We start from the raw sequence: 16,019 nt of genomic DNA on the forward strand, positions 1-16,019 counted from the left end.
CTAAAAACACTTAGCGTAAAAATGCTAAAAAGTAAAAACCATGACTCAACTGAGAAAATAATCTAACCACTCAACTTTCAGCTCTTAAATTGTCACTATAACTAAAAAAAAGCCTAACACTAACTCATTAATTATTAAACATTAAAATGACTTACCTAGGTTGTTTTCAGGCTAAACAAAATAAACGGTTGACCGTTTGGACAATAGCCTCTAACCTAAATATGGAAGCGCTACCATAAACAACACAATAACTTTCAGATAATGCAATACGCATAAAGGTGGAAGCGCTACCACAACAACTTAAATTTAGCTGCAAGATTTACTTGCATTTGTTTATCAAAGGTTTCTTTACATGACTCAGCTCACGTTACCAAAAAACTCAACAATGCTTAGCAAAAACTTTATCTATGGCGTTGCAACGGCTTCGTTTCAAATCGAAGGAGCAGCTGATAAGCGCCTCCCTTGTATTTGGGATACTTTCTGTGCGACCCCAGGAAAAATAGCTGATAACTCAAACGGTAATTTCGCCTGTGAGCATGTAAAAAAATGGAAAGACGATATTGAGCTAATCGACTCTTTAGGTGTAGATGCCTATCGCCTATCAATTTCTTGGCCAAGAGTCATAAAGTTAGACGGTACCTTAAATCAAGAAGGTATTAACTTTTACATTAATATTTTAGACGAGTTAATGCGTCGAAATATTAAAGCATTCGTCACTTTATACCACTGGGATTTACCACAGCATTTAGAGGATAAGGGCGGCTGGTTAAATCGCGAAACTGCTTACGAATTTGCGCATTATGTAGACCTAGTAAGTCAGGCCTTATCAGGAAAAGTATATTCATATGCAACGTTGAATGAACCTTTCTGCAGCTCTTATTTAGGCTATGAAATTGGTGTTCATGCCCCTGGGATCAAAGGCCGAGAATTTGGACGTAAAGCTGCTCACCACTTACTGCTTGCACATGGCTTAGCTATGAAAGTACTAAATAAAAATAGCCCAGAGTCACTTAACGGTATCGTACTTAACTTTACTCCTTGTTATCCTGTATCGTCTAGCGAAGCCGATTTAGCTGCAACAGCTTTTGCTGATGACTACATAAACCAATGGTATATGAAACCTATAATGCAAGGAGCTTACCCTGACATCATAGAGCAGTTGCCACCCGCTCACAGACCTGACATTCTAGATGGCGACATGGAGATTATTTGCCAACCTTTAGATTTCTTAGGCGTAAATTTTTATACCAGACTGCGCTATGAAGCAAGTGATACAGATTATTACCATGAACTGCCTCACCAAGCGCCGATGACCGATATTGGTTGGGAAATTTACCCATCTGCATTGACCGAATTATTAGACTCCTTGCATCAAAAATATGATTTGCCGCCAATTTATATTACAGAGAATGGAGCTGCTATGGCGGACAAAATGGAGAATGGAGAGGTGAACGATCAAGATCGTATCGACTATTATAATGCCCATTTAAATGCAGTGAATGATGCCATATTACAAGGTGTTGATGTAGCTGGCTACTTTGCATGGAGCTTAATGGATAATTTCGAGTGGGCAGAAGGTTATTCAAAACGCTTCGGAATTGTTCATGTTGATTACGATACACAAGTACGAACAGTAAAGCTAAGTGGTAAAGCATATAGTCAGTTAATCACGCGCCGATAATAAGACAACAATAATGATAAAACACACTCTTCCCATCTACGAAAAAATAGGCTACGCGATGGGCGATGCCGGCGCTAATTTAGTTTGGCGTGGTGCTTTGGCTTATTTAGCCGTTTTTTATACAGACACATTTGGTATTTCTGCCGCCGCTGCTGCGTTACTTTTTTTAGTTGTGCGCTTATCAGATGGCGTGACAGATATAATAATGGGGATGATTGCAGATAGAACGCAAACACGTTTCGGTAAATTTCGTCCTTGGATATTGTGGTCAACTCCTTTTCTAGCCTTGTTTATGGTGTTGTGCTTCACAACACCTAACATAAGCCCAGCAGCTAAGCTATTTTATGCTTATTTCACTTATATAGGGCTCACTCTAGCTTATACGGTAAGTAACGTACCCTACTCTGCTTTAATGGGGGTTATGACTGGTGATGATCTAGAGCGAACTAAACTGTCTGGCTTTCGCTTTGCCGGAGCATTTGCAGGTGGCTTATTAGTTATGGGCTTTTTACCTGATTTAGTTGCATACTTTGGGGAAGGAAATAGCGCACAAGGTTACCAATACACTATGTATGTATTTGCAGCCTTACTCACTGTACTCATGTTAATCACGTTTGTAAGTACAAAGGAGCGCGTTCAACCTGCAACAAAAACGCAAGTTTCACTAAAAACTGAGCTAACTGATTTAAGTAAAAGCTTACCTTTTATCATTCTTCCTTTATTGGCGATCACATTATTTTTCTATTATCGCGAGCTCTACTCCGGTTTGTTTTTTGCGGCAACAATGATTTTTATGACTGTCGTAATTCGTCGCTTACTTGCAAGCGATCATAGTAAGCTAAGTGGCACTCAACGAGATATGGTTGATTTACTTACAAATAAACCATGGCTGATCTTATTAGGTATGGGCTTTTTAACAATGATGTTTAATGGCATTAAATATGGTGTTATCGCCTATTATTTTAAATATTACGTAGGTAATGAGCTTTTAACTGGCCAATACTTTATAGCTTTATTAATCGTCTCAATCTTCGGCGCGTTAAGTACAGGTAAGTTAGCTGAGATTCTGGGTAAACGTACCTTGTTTATCGCTTCATTATTACTAAGTGCCTTCTTTACCATTTGTTTCTTTTGGCTGCCAAATGATAACCTCAGCCTGATCTTTGTTATGGGTTGTCTATCCGAATTCTTCGCAGCCATGATGCCTACCCTGTTTTTTACAATGCTTGGGGATAGTGCAGACTATTCTGAGTGGAAAAATAAACGCCGTGCCACTGGCCTCATATATTCAGCAGGAACTTTCGTGCAAAAAACGGGGGGTGGATTTGCCGGAGCCTTAGTGCTTGTTGTACTTGCAAGTTATGGCTATGACGGAATGGACGAAACGACCATTGCACACTCACTCGATGGCATGATTCTACTAATGAGTTGGCTACCAGCAGCGTTTGCTCTAATAGCCGCGGCACTGATGGCCTTTTATCCATTAACATCTGAAATGACAGAAAAAATAACAGAAGACTTGGCAATTAGGCGTGCAAGTCTGTAAATTAAACAGTTAAGATTTATATAAAACAGTAATTATGGCAACTATTTATCAGGTATCAGAGCTCGCTGGCGTTTCTTTATCAACCGTATCTCGGGTGTTAAATGAAAATGACTACGTCAGCAAAAAAACCAAACAAAAAGTCCTCGATGCGATGGAGCAGCTTGGTTACAAACCAAATTCAATAGCTCGCTCTCTCGCTTCAAATTGCACTAATAGTGTGGGTATTTTAGTGTCTGAATTAGATGGCGCGTTTTTTGGTGAGATGATGTCTGCTATCGAAGCTCAATTAAGAGCTGCCGGAAAACATGTCATTATTACGCCGGGACACAGTGAAGAAGACAAAGAAAAGAATGGCTTAGAATTTTTAATTTCACGTAATTGCGATGCAATCATTGCTCATGTTGAAGCTGTTAGTGATGAGTATCTAGTAAAATTAAACAAAGGTAAAACCCCTATTTATTTAATCAGCCGCTATGTAGATAAAATGAAAGAAAACTGCATTAGTCTGGATAACGTGATGGGGGGATATTTAGCAACTAAGCACTTACTTGCTCAAGGCCATAAAGATATAACATACATTGCGGGCCCGTTATTTAAACCCGATGCATTTGATCGACTAGAAGGTCACAAAAAAGCACTTAAAGAATACGGTATTACTTTTAATGAGCAAACTCTATTTGTCGGTGACTTTAAAGAAACCGGTGGGTATAACGGCTTAAAGTATTTCTTTAACAACAACATAAAATTTACTGCTGTTGTTTGTGCAAATGATGAAATGGCATCTGGTGTAATGAAATATGCTCGAGAGCATCAGCTTGATCTACCAAAAGACTTAGCTATCGTCGGATTCGATAATGTTCATTTTACAAATTACTTGTACCCAACTTTGACTACCATTGATAACCCGGTAGAGAAAATGGGGATCATGGCCGCCAACTTGGTGTTAAAACAAGTATATAAACAAAGTCTCTCGAATATAGAGCATATTTTTACACCTGAATTACTGATACGCGATTCAACAACACATTTAACTTGAGAGCTTGAAAAAGGCGAAACTAACCGCTTATTTAAATATAACGAATAATATCGATGTATAGATGGAGTAACAGGTGTTTATCGGTGAAGTAGCAAGAAAAACGAATTTATCTGTTAAAGCTATTCGGTTTTACGAAGAAAAAGAGCTTATTGTCCCCCCAAAACGCCAAGGAAAATACCGTGTTTACACCAATGAGCACATTGAAGTATTGAGGTTAATCGCAGAAGCAAAACTGTTGGGGGTTACACTAGCTGAGCTAAAAGGGTTTATAAAATATGAAAACGGGGAAGCAAACTGGGCTGAGATAAGCGAGTTTTTAGTACACTTAAAAGCCCGTTTGCAAGATCAAATTGAGCAAACAAAACAGAAAATAGCCAAAATCGATTCATGTGTTGGGATTATTAACGCTAAATAATTAGTTGACTCTCCCCTTTAGTGGAGGGTTTATAGTATCTCATGTAGACCTAGAACAAGCAGTACAATCTAAATTAACATTTTCAATAAACTAATCTTTTTTTGATAACTTAAATTCTAATTAAGGAATAATATGGAAAAGTTAGCAAACGACATTTGGATTTTTGATGGTGAAGCAGTAAAGTTCTTCTTTTTACCTTTTACAACTCGAATGACAGTCATTAAACTCGCAAATGGCGATCTGTGGGTTCATAGTCCTATCTATCTAAGTGATGCGTTAAAAACCCAAATAGACCAGTTAGGCTCTGTCAAATACCTTATTGCACCAAATCATTTACATCACCTGTTTTTACCCCAATGGATAACAAAATATCCAGATGCGCAAATCTATGGCACTGATGAAGTCATCAAAAAGCGTAGCGATATCTCATTTGATGCGTCCCTAAATGACAATTTAGCGTGGCAGTGGCAAAATGAAATTAACCAAGTCTTAGTTACAGGCTCCCCTCTTATGGAAGAGTGTGTGTTTTTCCATAAAAGCTCTAAAACACTCATTGTTACTGATTTGGTAGAAAACTTTTCGGGTGATAATTTTAACCCTTTGCAAAAATGGATAGCCAAGGGCGTTGGGATCATCGCCCCTGATGGAAAAACACCTATCGATTGGCGTCTAAGTTTTATGTTTAACAAAGCCAAGACCAGAAAACATTTTGAACAGATGCTAGCCTGGCAGCCTGAAATTTTGGTTATGGCCCATGGCGAGCTAATTGAGAAAAACGCTGTGGATTTTTTGCATAAATCCTTCCGCTGGCTTACTAAGAGTTAAAAGAAAAAACCAGCTTCGTTACATATAACATTCTATATATTTAATGTACCGTATTTATTTGTTTTTCAAAAAATGATTGACTCTCCCGTTAAGGGGAGGCTTTAGACTTGCAATTATTTCCTAATACATAGAGGTAGTAATTGTGAAAAATATACTCATTTTAAACGGAAACCCTAAAGCCCATAGCTTTGCTGATTCATTAACGAGTGCGTATGAGTTTACAGCTAAAAAAGCGGCGAATATCCGCATATTTAAACTCTCTGAAATGGACTTTAACCCTAACCTGATGTTCGGCTATGACCAAGTGCAACCTTTCGAGCCATGCCTAGACACATTTACTGATGCACTTAAATGGGCCGATCATCTAGTACTTATTGCGCCAATTTGGTGGGGAAGTGTACCAGCTAAACTAAAAGGCCTTTTCGACCGCGTATTTTTACCCGGTGTGACCTTTAAATTCGAACAAAACAGCTTATTGCCGACGCCACTGCTAACTGACAAAACTGCGAGAGTGATCTTAACCATGGATACACCCCAAGAGCTCGCTCAGGAACTAGCGAAGCCCGTAGTAGAACAGTTATGCCGCTACACTCTCGAATATTGTGGTTTTGAAAAGCCGAAAGTTAACTTTTTTGGCTCTGTCATTCTCTCAGATGATAATCAAAAATCGAACTGGAAAACAACAGTTGCTGAGCTAGGTTCTCTATGTGACTAAAGGCTTATGTTTGTTGTGTAAAATATAATATATTATTATTTCTATTAGGCATTGCTGCAATGATTGAGCAATGCCTAATTAGAAGTTAGCTGGATAGGACGCATATGGATTATATTAAAGTAAATAGAGATACATGGAATAAAAGAACTGATCTTCATACCCAGTCTAGTTTTTACAATATACCAATGTTTAAAAATGGGAGAAACTCACTCAATCCCATCGAGCTTGCCCTACTCCCAGATGTGAAAGATAAATCGCTATTGCACTTACAGTGTCATTTTGGTCAAGACACGCTCTCTTGGGCAAGGCTTGGCGCGTGTGTAACGGGTGTTGATTTGTCGCCTACTGCAATTGAGTATGCCAATGAGCTCAAACAAAACTTAAATTTAGAAGCCACTTTTATCGAAAGTAATGTTTACGATTTTGACGCTATCAACCAGCAACTTTTTGATATTGTATACACTTCTTATGGTGTTCTAAATTGGTTACCAGATTTAAATCGATGGGCTGAGGTAATTGCTAACTCTTTACAAGCTGGCGGCACTTTATGTCTGGTTGAATTTCACTCTTTTAATGAGTTATTAAATGGCTACTCTTATTTTCATGACTCTGAACCTACCATTGAAGAAGAAGGAACATACACCGAAAATTGTGATGGTACAAAGTCAAAAACAGTAACCTGGAGTCACTCAATTAGTGACATTATAAACTCACTCATTCAGGCTGGTTTGACGATAGAATCATTCGACGAATACCCATATAGCCCTTATGACTGCTTTGAAGGCTTAGAATATGTTCATGATAAAGGTTACCAATTACTTCACAAAGGACATCAAGTTCCTTTAGTGTTTTCAATTAAAGCAAGGAAGAACGCCTAATTTAGCCCGCTCTTCATTTTTCATATTTACACTTTGAGGAATTTATGGATATTAGCTTAATAAGTATTTTTATTTCAGTGGCAGCTGCACACTTTCTGGCATTACTGAGTCCAGGACCTGATTTTGTACTCGTTGTTAAAAGTGCGCTGAAAGGTAACCAAAAAAACGCCATTGGCGTTGCGTTAGGTATTGCAACTGCTAATGCAGTCTATATTGCATTATGTCTTATTGGTGTTGGCGCCATATTATCTTCATCCATTACTTTAATGATTACGCTTAAAGCAATTGGAGGCTTATTTTTAATGTATATTGCCTATCATGCATTAAAAGCACCTAGAAATGCCTACGCTAACTTTTCTACAAGCACTAAGACTGCAAGTGAATTTTCATTATCATGCTTTTGCAAAGAGTTTGTAACTGGGTTTCTCTCAGGTATTTTAAACCCTAAAAATTTATTATTTTATTTAAGCTTGTTTACTGTTGCACTAACCCCCGAAGTCAGTATTAGCTTTAAAGTACTTTTAGGAGTATGGATGACATTAGTCGTCTTTTTTTGGGATGTAGCTATTATTTATATGTTGTCAAAAACGACTATCAGACAAAAATTCATTAGAGCCGCATTTTATATTGATAAAGTAACAGGTATCGTTCTCGGTGCGATTGGGTTTAACATTCTAAAATCAGTTTGGTCAAAACAGCCGTAAATACTACTGCATAGTAAGGTGCTGTTTATAACGAGGTATTGTAAACAGCACCGATTTATTTAAATCAGCTTTTTTAATTGCTTACTGTAGGTTCGACTTACTTTTAATGTTTTACCAGTAGTTAAGGTTGCCATGTACTCTGAGTTGCGCAATGGCTCAAGCTGTCTTACATAAGTTAAATTGACAATGGTAGACTTATGGATCCGCAAAAAGGCCTCAGGCAGCATATTATTCTCAAGTTCTTTTAATCTAGCTCTCATAACATGGGTTTCGGTTGCAGTATGCACACACATATAATCACCAGCTGCATCAATCCAAAGAATATCGGTGAATGAAATTATTTGAATCGGGTTTTTAGCATCCCGGATAACCAAGTGATCACTATCAAAATTATAATCAGACTGATTAGCAGAGTGTTTGTTTTGCTCGGCCTTGTTACTCACTTCTTGTTGTAGCGCTATCAACTCACTTTTTTGGAATAACTTTACGTTACTTATAACTCTTTCTATAGCTTCTGCAAGCCTGTCTAGTTTGACTGGTTTTAATAAATAATCGATAGCTCTAACTTCAAAAGCTTGTACTGCATGTTGATGAAAAGCAGTGACAAAAATGACTGCTGGACATGCTTCGGGTTGAAAATACTTTATCAATTCAAAGCCAGACTTGGTGGGCATTTCGATATCTAAGAAGATTAAATCAATTTCGTTTTTATTTATAAGCTCAATAGCATCGTCAACACTGCATGCACTACCAACAATATTAATTTCAGGAAATTGTTCAAGTCGAATACGTAAACCTTCGACGGCGCTGTATTCATCATCAACCAGTATCGTGTTTAGTTTTATCATTTATTATGACCACTCATAGGTAATGTTATACATACCCAAGCACCACCTTCACTTAAGTTGCCCTTTTCTATACGGTGTGACTTTCCGTACATCAGCTTCAAACGTTGCTCACAATTTGCTAATCCTATCCCTCTTTTATTTGTGCTTTCATCACCAAATCCCTTGCCAGTATCAGACACTTTTATATTTAAATAACTCTTAGTTTTTTCTATGGCTATAGTAATGCACATTAGCTGGTTTGAACGCATGCCATGTTTTAATGCATTTTCTACAAGGGGTTGTATCAACATAGATGGGATCAGTAACTCGTTGCAGCCATCTGCAACAGAAATATCAACAACAAGCTTATTTGTGAAACGGCACTTTTCTATATCTAAATAATTGCTAAGAATGCCAATTTCTTCTTTAATTGTTACTTTTTCCAGCGGATCTGTATATAAGCTATGTCGCAATAGATCACACAGTTTCTCGAGCATTTTTACAGCTTCTAAACTTTCTTTCTTCAAAATCAATGTACAAATCGCATTGATACTATTGAACATAAAGTGGGGATTCAGCTGATAGCGCAGCATTTTTAATTGTGATTCTTTAGCTAAGTGTGTGGCTTCTGCTGCTTTTTGCGTTTGTTCTAAATTATCTAAATAAATCTTAATCCCATAATAAAACGCGGTCCAAGTTGAAAGCACTGTTAATGACGCCGACGTCCATGTTCCAAAATCAAACCATGTCATTGGCTGCCAAAAGTTTCCATAAAACCACTGCAGTGTTATCCACTTAATTTGTGTCCAAATTAACGTCGCAGTTATGACAATGAAAATATGAAGTGCAATCTTCAACTTTAGCTCTATAAAGTTGATGCAAGTAAATACTTTTCTAAGGGAGAGGGTAATTATAAACCCACAAATTGTATCAATAATCAAATGCGGGATATGGATAGTCCAAGGCTCATCACTTGGGACTTTAATCATCAATTCGGTTAGCATTGCGTAAACAACCCAACCACAAATCTGAAACAGCCAAAATAAATGGCCGCGAGGGTTACTAGTATTCAAATTATTCAATCCATAAGGTAAAGCTGATAGGCATTACTTGCCCATCAGCCTTACTAAGATTTAGTCAGAGCATGTGAGTAAATAAGCATCTGCATTTGGTTTACTAGACAGTGCTATATCAGCAACAGCTAAGCTGGCAGCCTTTGCTGAAACATTTAACACCTCTGCCACCTTTGTCGTATTATTTAACGCAGATGTACAATTTAACGGTATGGCTAACGTATGCCATTTCTTATCATTCATCAAGGCTTCTATTGATTCAAACGTAATGTTGCGCAAGCAATTTCCTTCATTACACATTACTTGCAATTGAGCCTGATTACTTGGCGCAGTGTTAATTCTCATTTTAAGTTCAAGAAAACCAGATTTACTCACATCACTCAGTACTTCAGGCTGCTGATAGCTTAAGCTCAAGGTTGCTTTTTTTGCCCCAGCTCGCCAAATGAACTGTCTTGCATCTTCCTGATAAGACAAATTAACAGACTGCATTAACAGGCTGGTACCATCACCACTGGTTGCCGAAGAGCCCGTTGTTTCAATGGCTGCTGTTTTTGAATCTTTCAGTTCCCACACTAAGTTCTCTGAAAGTCCTCTTACAAATAAAGGCTTAGCGTCATCATTTGCCACCTTTTTAGGTGTTGTATCTTCACTTAATATAGGCACATTAACCGTGTCTTGATAAGTTAATCCATAACCATAAGCAAATAATGGATCATAAGTTTTGTCACCTAGGTTTAATGTGTATTGCGTATCATACTTTGGCCATGAAAAGCTTAATTTACCAGAGAAATCAAACTGAGTGTTACCCTTCGCATCTGTCAATAACACATCTGCTACCCCCTCACCTTCTGAGCCCGGTAACCATGCAGCCACAAATGCATCAGATGCATTGAGCTCTTTATTTACCCAAAGCGGTCTACCGCTTAAAAATACGGTGACAACTGCAATACCATCAGCCTTTAATTTTTTCAGTAATGCAAGATCAGCTTTTGTTTTATATTGATATTCAAGGAACTCGATATCACCGAACCATTCTGCGTAAGGTTCTTCGCCTATAACAACAATCGCTACATCTGGCTTAACGGAGTAGTTTCCCGCTTCGTTTAGTTCAATTTGACCACCAGCACTTTCAACTTGCTCCTTTAAACCGGCATAAATTGACGTTGCATTTGGGAAATCGTCATTAGTGTTGTCTGTGCCTTGCCATGAAACACTCCACCCACCCGCTTGCTTTGCAATACTATCGGCACCATCGCCAGCAACTAATATCTTGCTTGTTGCTTTAATAGGGAGTATTTGGTCATTATTTTTTAATAACACTAATGACTTACGAACAGCTTCTCTAGCGAGCTCACGGTGCTCAGAAGCGCCTAACCATTCAGGATGCTGTGATTCAGAACGGCTTGATGGTTTACCTCTTGAGAAAGCTCCCCATCTAATTTTCGCTCTCAAAAAGCGTCGAACAGCATCATTAATTCTTTCTTCAGAGATAGTGCCATCTTTCACTTGCGCAACCGTGTTATGATAAAAGGCCTCAAAGTGCTCAGGGACCATGATAACATCGACACCGGCATTAATAGCAGCAGCACATTGCTCTAAATCACAGCCTTCAACAAATTTATGGGCATTCCAGTCGCTAACTACAAACCCATCAAAGCCCATTTGCTTCTTAAGTACATCAGTTAGTAAATATTTATCACCATGCACACGTTGGCCATTCCAGCTGTTAAAGGACGCCATAACTGACTGAACCCCTTCATTTATCGCTGAAAAATAGCCTGGACTATGAATGTCTCTTAACCCTTTTTCATCAATAATAGTATTGCCACGGTCTATACCTCGCTCGGTTCCACCATCACCAACAAAGTGCTTTGCTGTTGCAATACGATTTGTCGCTTTTAAGAAATTATTGTTGATGCTACCTTGAATACCAACAACCATTTCACCGGCATACTCTTTAACTAAATCTGGGTTCTCAGAATAACTCTCATACGTTCTGCCCCAACGATCATCTCTGACTACTGCGACAGTGGGAGCAAAACTCCATTCTATTCCAGTTGCAGAAACTTCTTTTGCTGTAGCTTGACCGATACGTTTAATTAGATCTTTATCTCTGGTTGCACCTAAACCAATGTTATGAGGAAATAACGTAGCTCCATAAACATTACTATGTCCATGCATTGCATCTGTGCCCCAAATCGTCGGGATTGCAGCCCCATCTAATGAAGCATCTACTGATGCCTGATACATCTCATCTGCATATTGAAGCCACTGCTTCATCGAGGCACGTTTATTACCATAAGGCGCGGTGTTACCTCCATTTAAGTACGATCCAAAGCCATACTTGCGCATTTGCTCGACACTTAAATAACCGATTTCAGGTTGAACCATTTGCGCTACTTTTTGCTCAATTGTCATCGTCTGAATGAGCTCGTCAACCTGCTTCTCAACAGCAGGGTCTTGCTTAAGTTTAGTGTTTACATCAGGCCATTTTACGTGACCTCCCTCGACAGCAAGCGGACACTGAGTATAAACAAGTCCAATCAAGGCTAATGGGCTTAATACAAGCGGTGAAAATTTAAATCTAGACATTTAAAACCTATAAAACAACACGTTGAAAATTAAATGATTAATTAGGTATGTATTCAATAAAGTCATAATATACCCATGATGAAGTGCCATAGTATTGACCAGGAAAGTAATTGGCTTCTTGTGAGTTATCGCCATGCCAGTGATTGATCATAATCTTGGTGTTATCCACTGGCCAAGCGTAGGCTGGTATCTCATTATTTGCGAGCACACCATCACCATTATCTTTATAAACGATACGAATAGTTTGCTCTTGGCCATTGGCATCATAAAGATACCAACGAATAACACGACTGGACCAATCGAAACCTATCATCAGCAAGTTTTCACGATAATCGAGCCCATATTGACTTAGGTCGATGTCTTGCTCCCAGCTCTGATATACCCCACCTTGCGGCTGATAAATAATATTTGTGTGTACAACATTGCCAAGAGAAGGCAGCAGTTCAATATCAATTTCTTGCCATGCTCGACCTGGGCTATCCCACCATGATGTGTAAGTAAATATCGATGAAACTGTACCCGCAACATTTCCTGATTTTAAACGACCTTGTATTTTGCCATAGCTATAAAACTGATTACTTTGTAACTCTGAGCATGTGCCCTGCGATAATGACAGCGTTAAACCATGTTCACTGGGGCTTTGCATATTAGGTTGAAAAGTACACCCAAATGGCGTGCCATTATTGCCTTGTCGTGCAGTCCAAATACTGGTGTCGTAACCCCAAGAAAAGTTATCTTTAAAGTAGTTAGCACTTAGACAAGGGGATAAAAATGCGATACAGAAAATTGATATACGTAGCCAAAACTTTTTCATTTTTTTGCCTCATAATCTGTTTAGCTCTCATATTGCTGAGCAATATGAGAGCGCTTAGTAGTAGGGTTAAAATGAGAAACCGGCTCTAACACCATAATATCTCGGCATACCGAAACTACCTTTTGGTACACCTTTGCTTGTGTTGTTCCAATATTGAATAGTCTCATCAGATGCGTTATTGATGAACAGCTCTGCATACCATTTTTGACTTTGCGGCTCATATTTCAAAGAAGCGTTATAAACCGCGAATGCATCTCGGCTATCATCGATATACTGTGTCGCTTCGTCTGAAACAGCAAAATCCATATCATCTAAATGCTTATCAAGGTTCCACACCGTTGAATACGATTTATCTTTCCAGCTTGCGTTAAACCAGCCATGAATAAAGCCATATTCACCTAAATTGAACGTATGCGTATAACTAATATTCGCAGTGTATTTAGGTGTCATTGCTAGATTGTTACCCTTGAGGTTAGTGGTTAACAATGTGTTTTCAGGATCTTTTGATTCTTCATAAGAGATATCGAATAGATACTCAGAATCATAGTCCCACTTGGTATTCCAATCTTCCGTAATTTTAGCATCAGTCCAGGTTACGTAACCTGTGATACGACCATTTGGATATGGTTTCCAGTCAAATTCGAATTCAATACCTTTAATCGTCGATGCTGGAACATTCTGCGTGTAATATGCAATCACGGGTTGATTTTGATAATCAAGAAGAGGCTCGCCATCATCACCTAAAATCGGTGTTCCGTTGTCATCTTCCACAACTGATAAGCGTTCAACATTACCAATCGAACCTACCGATGCGTACTGCATATCGGTATAATCTGTATAGAAAAAAGCAGCTTTTAAGTTAAGTGAGTTATCAAAAAAGCTTGATTTAGCACCTAGCTCCCACGTTAATACTTCTTCTGGGTCAAACTTCGTTTCGAATCGTGTAACATCACCGGTTCTATCGTTAACTACTTCGTATACATCACCAATACCGCCCGCTTTAAAGCCACTCGCTAAGTATGCATAAAGCATGGTTTCTGATGAAATGTCATAATCTAAGCCAACACGGAAGTCATGATGCTGCCAGCTTCCTTTGTTGTCATTTTCAAAGTAAGACGCATAGATAGATGGGTCTTCGTAATAGTCGACTGGAAGATTATTTAGTTCTGTTCTATTTAACCAACCTACAGCACACCCATCTGCATTTGAGCATCGATACGTTCTGCCGCCTTTGTCTTGCTTTGTTTCATCACTAAAACGATAGCCTAAAGTTGCATGTAACTTCTCAGTTAGTTTGTATGTTCCTTGACCAAAAATGGCAAATGCATCTGTTGAGCGATCCGGTTGGTCCCAAAACGCTTTATCATCCATTGGATTATCATAATAACCCACTGTTGTTGTTTTTTCGTGGAAGTAATTTGCCCCCACAATCCATATAAAGTCACCGTACTCATCGGATTGAAGTTGTAATTCTGTTGAAAACGATTCAGCCCCAGTGCCGTCTAGGAAGTAAGTGGCACCATCCCAAGGGTCAAGTCCCACTTCACTGTCTTGTGCTGACTCTCTTTCCATGTCTTCATAACCCATCAACCACACAATATTGTATTCATCATTTAGGTTATAATTTAACGTGTTGCGAAGATATGTGATATCTAAATCTAATTGTCCTGGGACATTCACGACAGCCTGATATGTGTTATCACTTGGCAAAAAGTTTGAGCAATCACCTCCCATTTCAGCTGGGCGCCCTCTTAACTTATCACAGTTAACTAAATCAAGATTATTGCTGCTGTTGTTTACGTACTTTTGGAAAACCGTGTGGTTTGAGAAATTACCATTTAATGGCTCCCAAAGTGTACTGATACGAAATGAATACTCATCGGCATTATTATAAAAATCACTTTTATCCGCTGGTGTTAATGCGCGAACTTTTTGTGCTTCAGGGTCTGTACCAGCACCATCAATCCACCAGTTTTCTCTTTGAGTGACAGTTTGACCCACGCCTTGATATGAGTCTTCAGATATTACTGGGGCATTTAATACATCATCAGAGAGCCTGCGAGTATCGTATTGGTTAGGATCGTAGTAACCTTCTAAGTAGGAGTCACGCTTCAAACCTTTTGCAGCGAAACGAACTGCAAACTCCTCATTAATTGGAATATTAATCATGCCATCAATGTTTTTACTGTTGTACTTACCTGCTTCAACATTCACATTGCCAAAGAAGTTTTCAAATTGTGGCTTTGCAGATATGACATTGATACTACCCACCGTAGAGTTTCGGCCGAATAAGGTACCTTGCGGACCTCGCAATGCCTCAACACGGTCAATATCATACATAAGTGCAAGTGCACCTTGCATTCTAGGTGAATACACACCGTCTAAATGCACACCAACTGCTGGGTCACCAAGTTCTGTAAGGTTGGTAGATCGGACCCCACGCATTGAAATAACAGGTGCTGATTGATCTGTTGCTGTTGAGATATCAAGGCTAGGAACAAGGTTCGCAATATCTTTAATATTATTAACACCATTCTTTTTAAGCTCAGCTTCTGTTAGCGCCGTAATTGCTACGGGTGTTTCCATCAACTTTGTTTTACGCTTTGTTGCCGTAACAGAAATGATTTCTAAGCCACTTTGCGGCTCTTTTGCTATTTTATTATCTGTATCCAGCTGATTTTCGTTTTGTGCATGTACAGGTAATGAGCAAGCTAAAGCGACAGCAGCTGCTAATGCCTTTTTATTTATTGTGTGCATATTTAACCTTTAGATGTGTGTTCAGATTTAAAAGAATTTACTTTTAATTAACAGTATCTGCAGGTTCATTTTTCATTACCAGCCAAATTCGGCAAGGCGAGTTTCAAATAATACAAAGCGAATTTAAAGTTACTTTCAAGCGAGATTCTACGTACT

At 38.7% G+C, this 16,019-nt stretch carries 13 protein-coding genes; 8 read left to right on the plus strand and 5 right to left on the minus strand.

Annotated elements, in window-relative coordinates; all coding sequences use genetic code 11:
* Positions 1–352 precede the first annotated feature (352 nt).
* The 8 genes from QUE86_RS17290 to QUE86_RS17325 all read left to right on the plus strand — a co-directional run bounded on the left by QUE86_RS17290 (position 353) and on the right by QUE86_RS17325 (position 7,800).
* A complete protein-coding gene (locus QUE86_RS17290; RefSeq protein ID WP_286260744.1) occupies positions 353–1,681 on the plus strand; it encodes a GH1 family beta-glucosidase in 1,329 nt (442 codons plus the stop codon).
* Positions 1,682–1,694: 13 nt separating this feature from the next.
* Positions 1,695–3,227, plus strand: coding sequence for an MFS transporter (locus QUE86_RS17295; protein ID WP_286260745.1), 1,533 nt, complete (start codon positions 1,695–1,697; stop codon positions 3,225–3,227).
* Between the two features lie 34 nt (positions 3,228–3,261).
* Positions 3,262–4,263 (plus strand): LacI family DNA-binding transcriptional regulator, encoded by a 1,002-nt coding sequence (locus QUE86_RS17300; RefSeq protein WP_286260746.1) that lies wholly within the window; start codon positions 3,262–3,264, stop codon positions 4,261–4,263.
* 73 nt (positions 4,264–4,336) lie between these two features.
* Complete coding sequence (locus QUE86_RS17305) at positions 4,337–4,678, plus strand: MerR family transcriptional regulator (RefSeq protein WP_286260748.1); 342 nt, start codon at positions 4,337–4,339, stop codon at positions 4,676–4,678.
* A gap of 132 nt (positions 4,679–4,810) precedes the next feature.
* Positions 4,811–5,503: a DUF4336 domain-containing protein gene (locus QUE86_RS17310; protein WP_286260749.1), complete on the plus strand. Its 693-nt coding sequence runs from the start codon at positions 4,811–4,813 to the stop codon at positions 5,501–5,503.
* Positions 5,504–5,645: 142 nt separating this feature from the next.
* Positions 5,646–6,218: an NAD(P)H-dependent oxidoreductase gene (locus QUE86_RS17315; RefSeq protein ID WP_130052853.1), complete on the plus strand. Its 573-nt coding sequence runs from the start codon at positions 5,646–5,648 to the stop codon at positions 6,216–6,218.
* Positions 6,219–6,322: 104 nt separating this feature from the next.
* Positions 6,323–7,096: a class I SAM-dependent methyltransferase gene (locus QUE86_RS17320; protein WP_130052854.1), complete on the plus strand. Its 774-nt coding sequence runs from the start codon at positions 6,323–6,325 to the stop codon at positions 7,094–7,096.
* Between the two features lie 44 nt (positions 7,097–7,140).
* Entirely contained in the window at positions 7,141–7,800 is a 660-nt protein-coding gene (locus tag QUE86_RS17325) for a LysE family translocator (protein ID WP_250662309.1), read from the plus strand.
* Positions 7,801–7,859: 59 nt separating this feature from the next.
* Here QUE86_RS17325 and QUE86_RS17330 read toward each other — a convergent pair whose 3' ends face one another.
* The 5 genes from QUE86_RS17330 to QUE86_RS17350 form a co-directional block, all read right to left on the minus strand.
* Positions 7,860–8,648 carry a LytR/AlgR family response regulator transcription factor gene (locus QUE86_RS17330; protein ID WP_286260750.1) on the minus strand — a complete coding sequence of 263 codons (789 nt, stop codon included), beginning with the start codon at positions 8,646–8,648 and terminating at the stop codon, positions 7,860–7,862.
* Entirely contained in the window at positions 8,645–9,700 is a 1,056-nt protein-coding gene (locus tag QUE86_RS17335; RefSeq protein WP_240701340.1) for a sensor histidine kinase, read from the minus strand. The genes QUE86_RS17330 and QUE86_RS17335 overlap by 4 nt, the downstream gene beginning before the upstream one ends.
* Before the next feature lie 60 nt (positions 9,701–9,760).
* Complete coding sequence (locus tag QUE86_RS17340) at positions 9,761–12,292, minus strand: glycoside hydrolase family 3 protein (RefSeq protein WP_286260751.1); 2,532 nt, start codon at positions 12,290–12,292, stop codon at positions 9,761–9,763.
* Positions 12,293–12,329: 37 nt separating this feature from the next.
* Complete coding sequence (locus QUE86_RS17345) at positions 12,330–13,106, minus strand: family 16 glycosylhydrolase (RefSeq protein ID WP_130052858.1); 777 nt, start codon at positions 13,104–13,106, stop codon at positions 12,330–12,332.
* A 66-nt stretch (positions 13,107–13,172) separates the two neighbouring features.
* Positions 13,173–15,863 (minus strand): TonB-dependent receptor, encoded by a 2,691-nt coding sequence (locus QUE86_RS17350; protein WP_167657426.1) that lies wholly within the window; start codon positions 15,861–15,863, stop codon positions 13,173–13,175.
* Between the last annotated feature and the right edge of the window lie 156 nt (positions 15,864–16,019).

It is taken from the genome of Pseudoalteromonas apostichopi (assembly GCF_030297135.1).
Taxonomy (GTDB): Bacteria; Pseudomonadota; Gammaproteobacteria; order Enterobacterales; family Alteromonadaceae; genus Pseudoalteromonas; species Pseudoalteromonas apostichopi.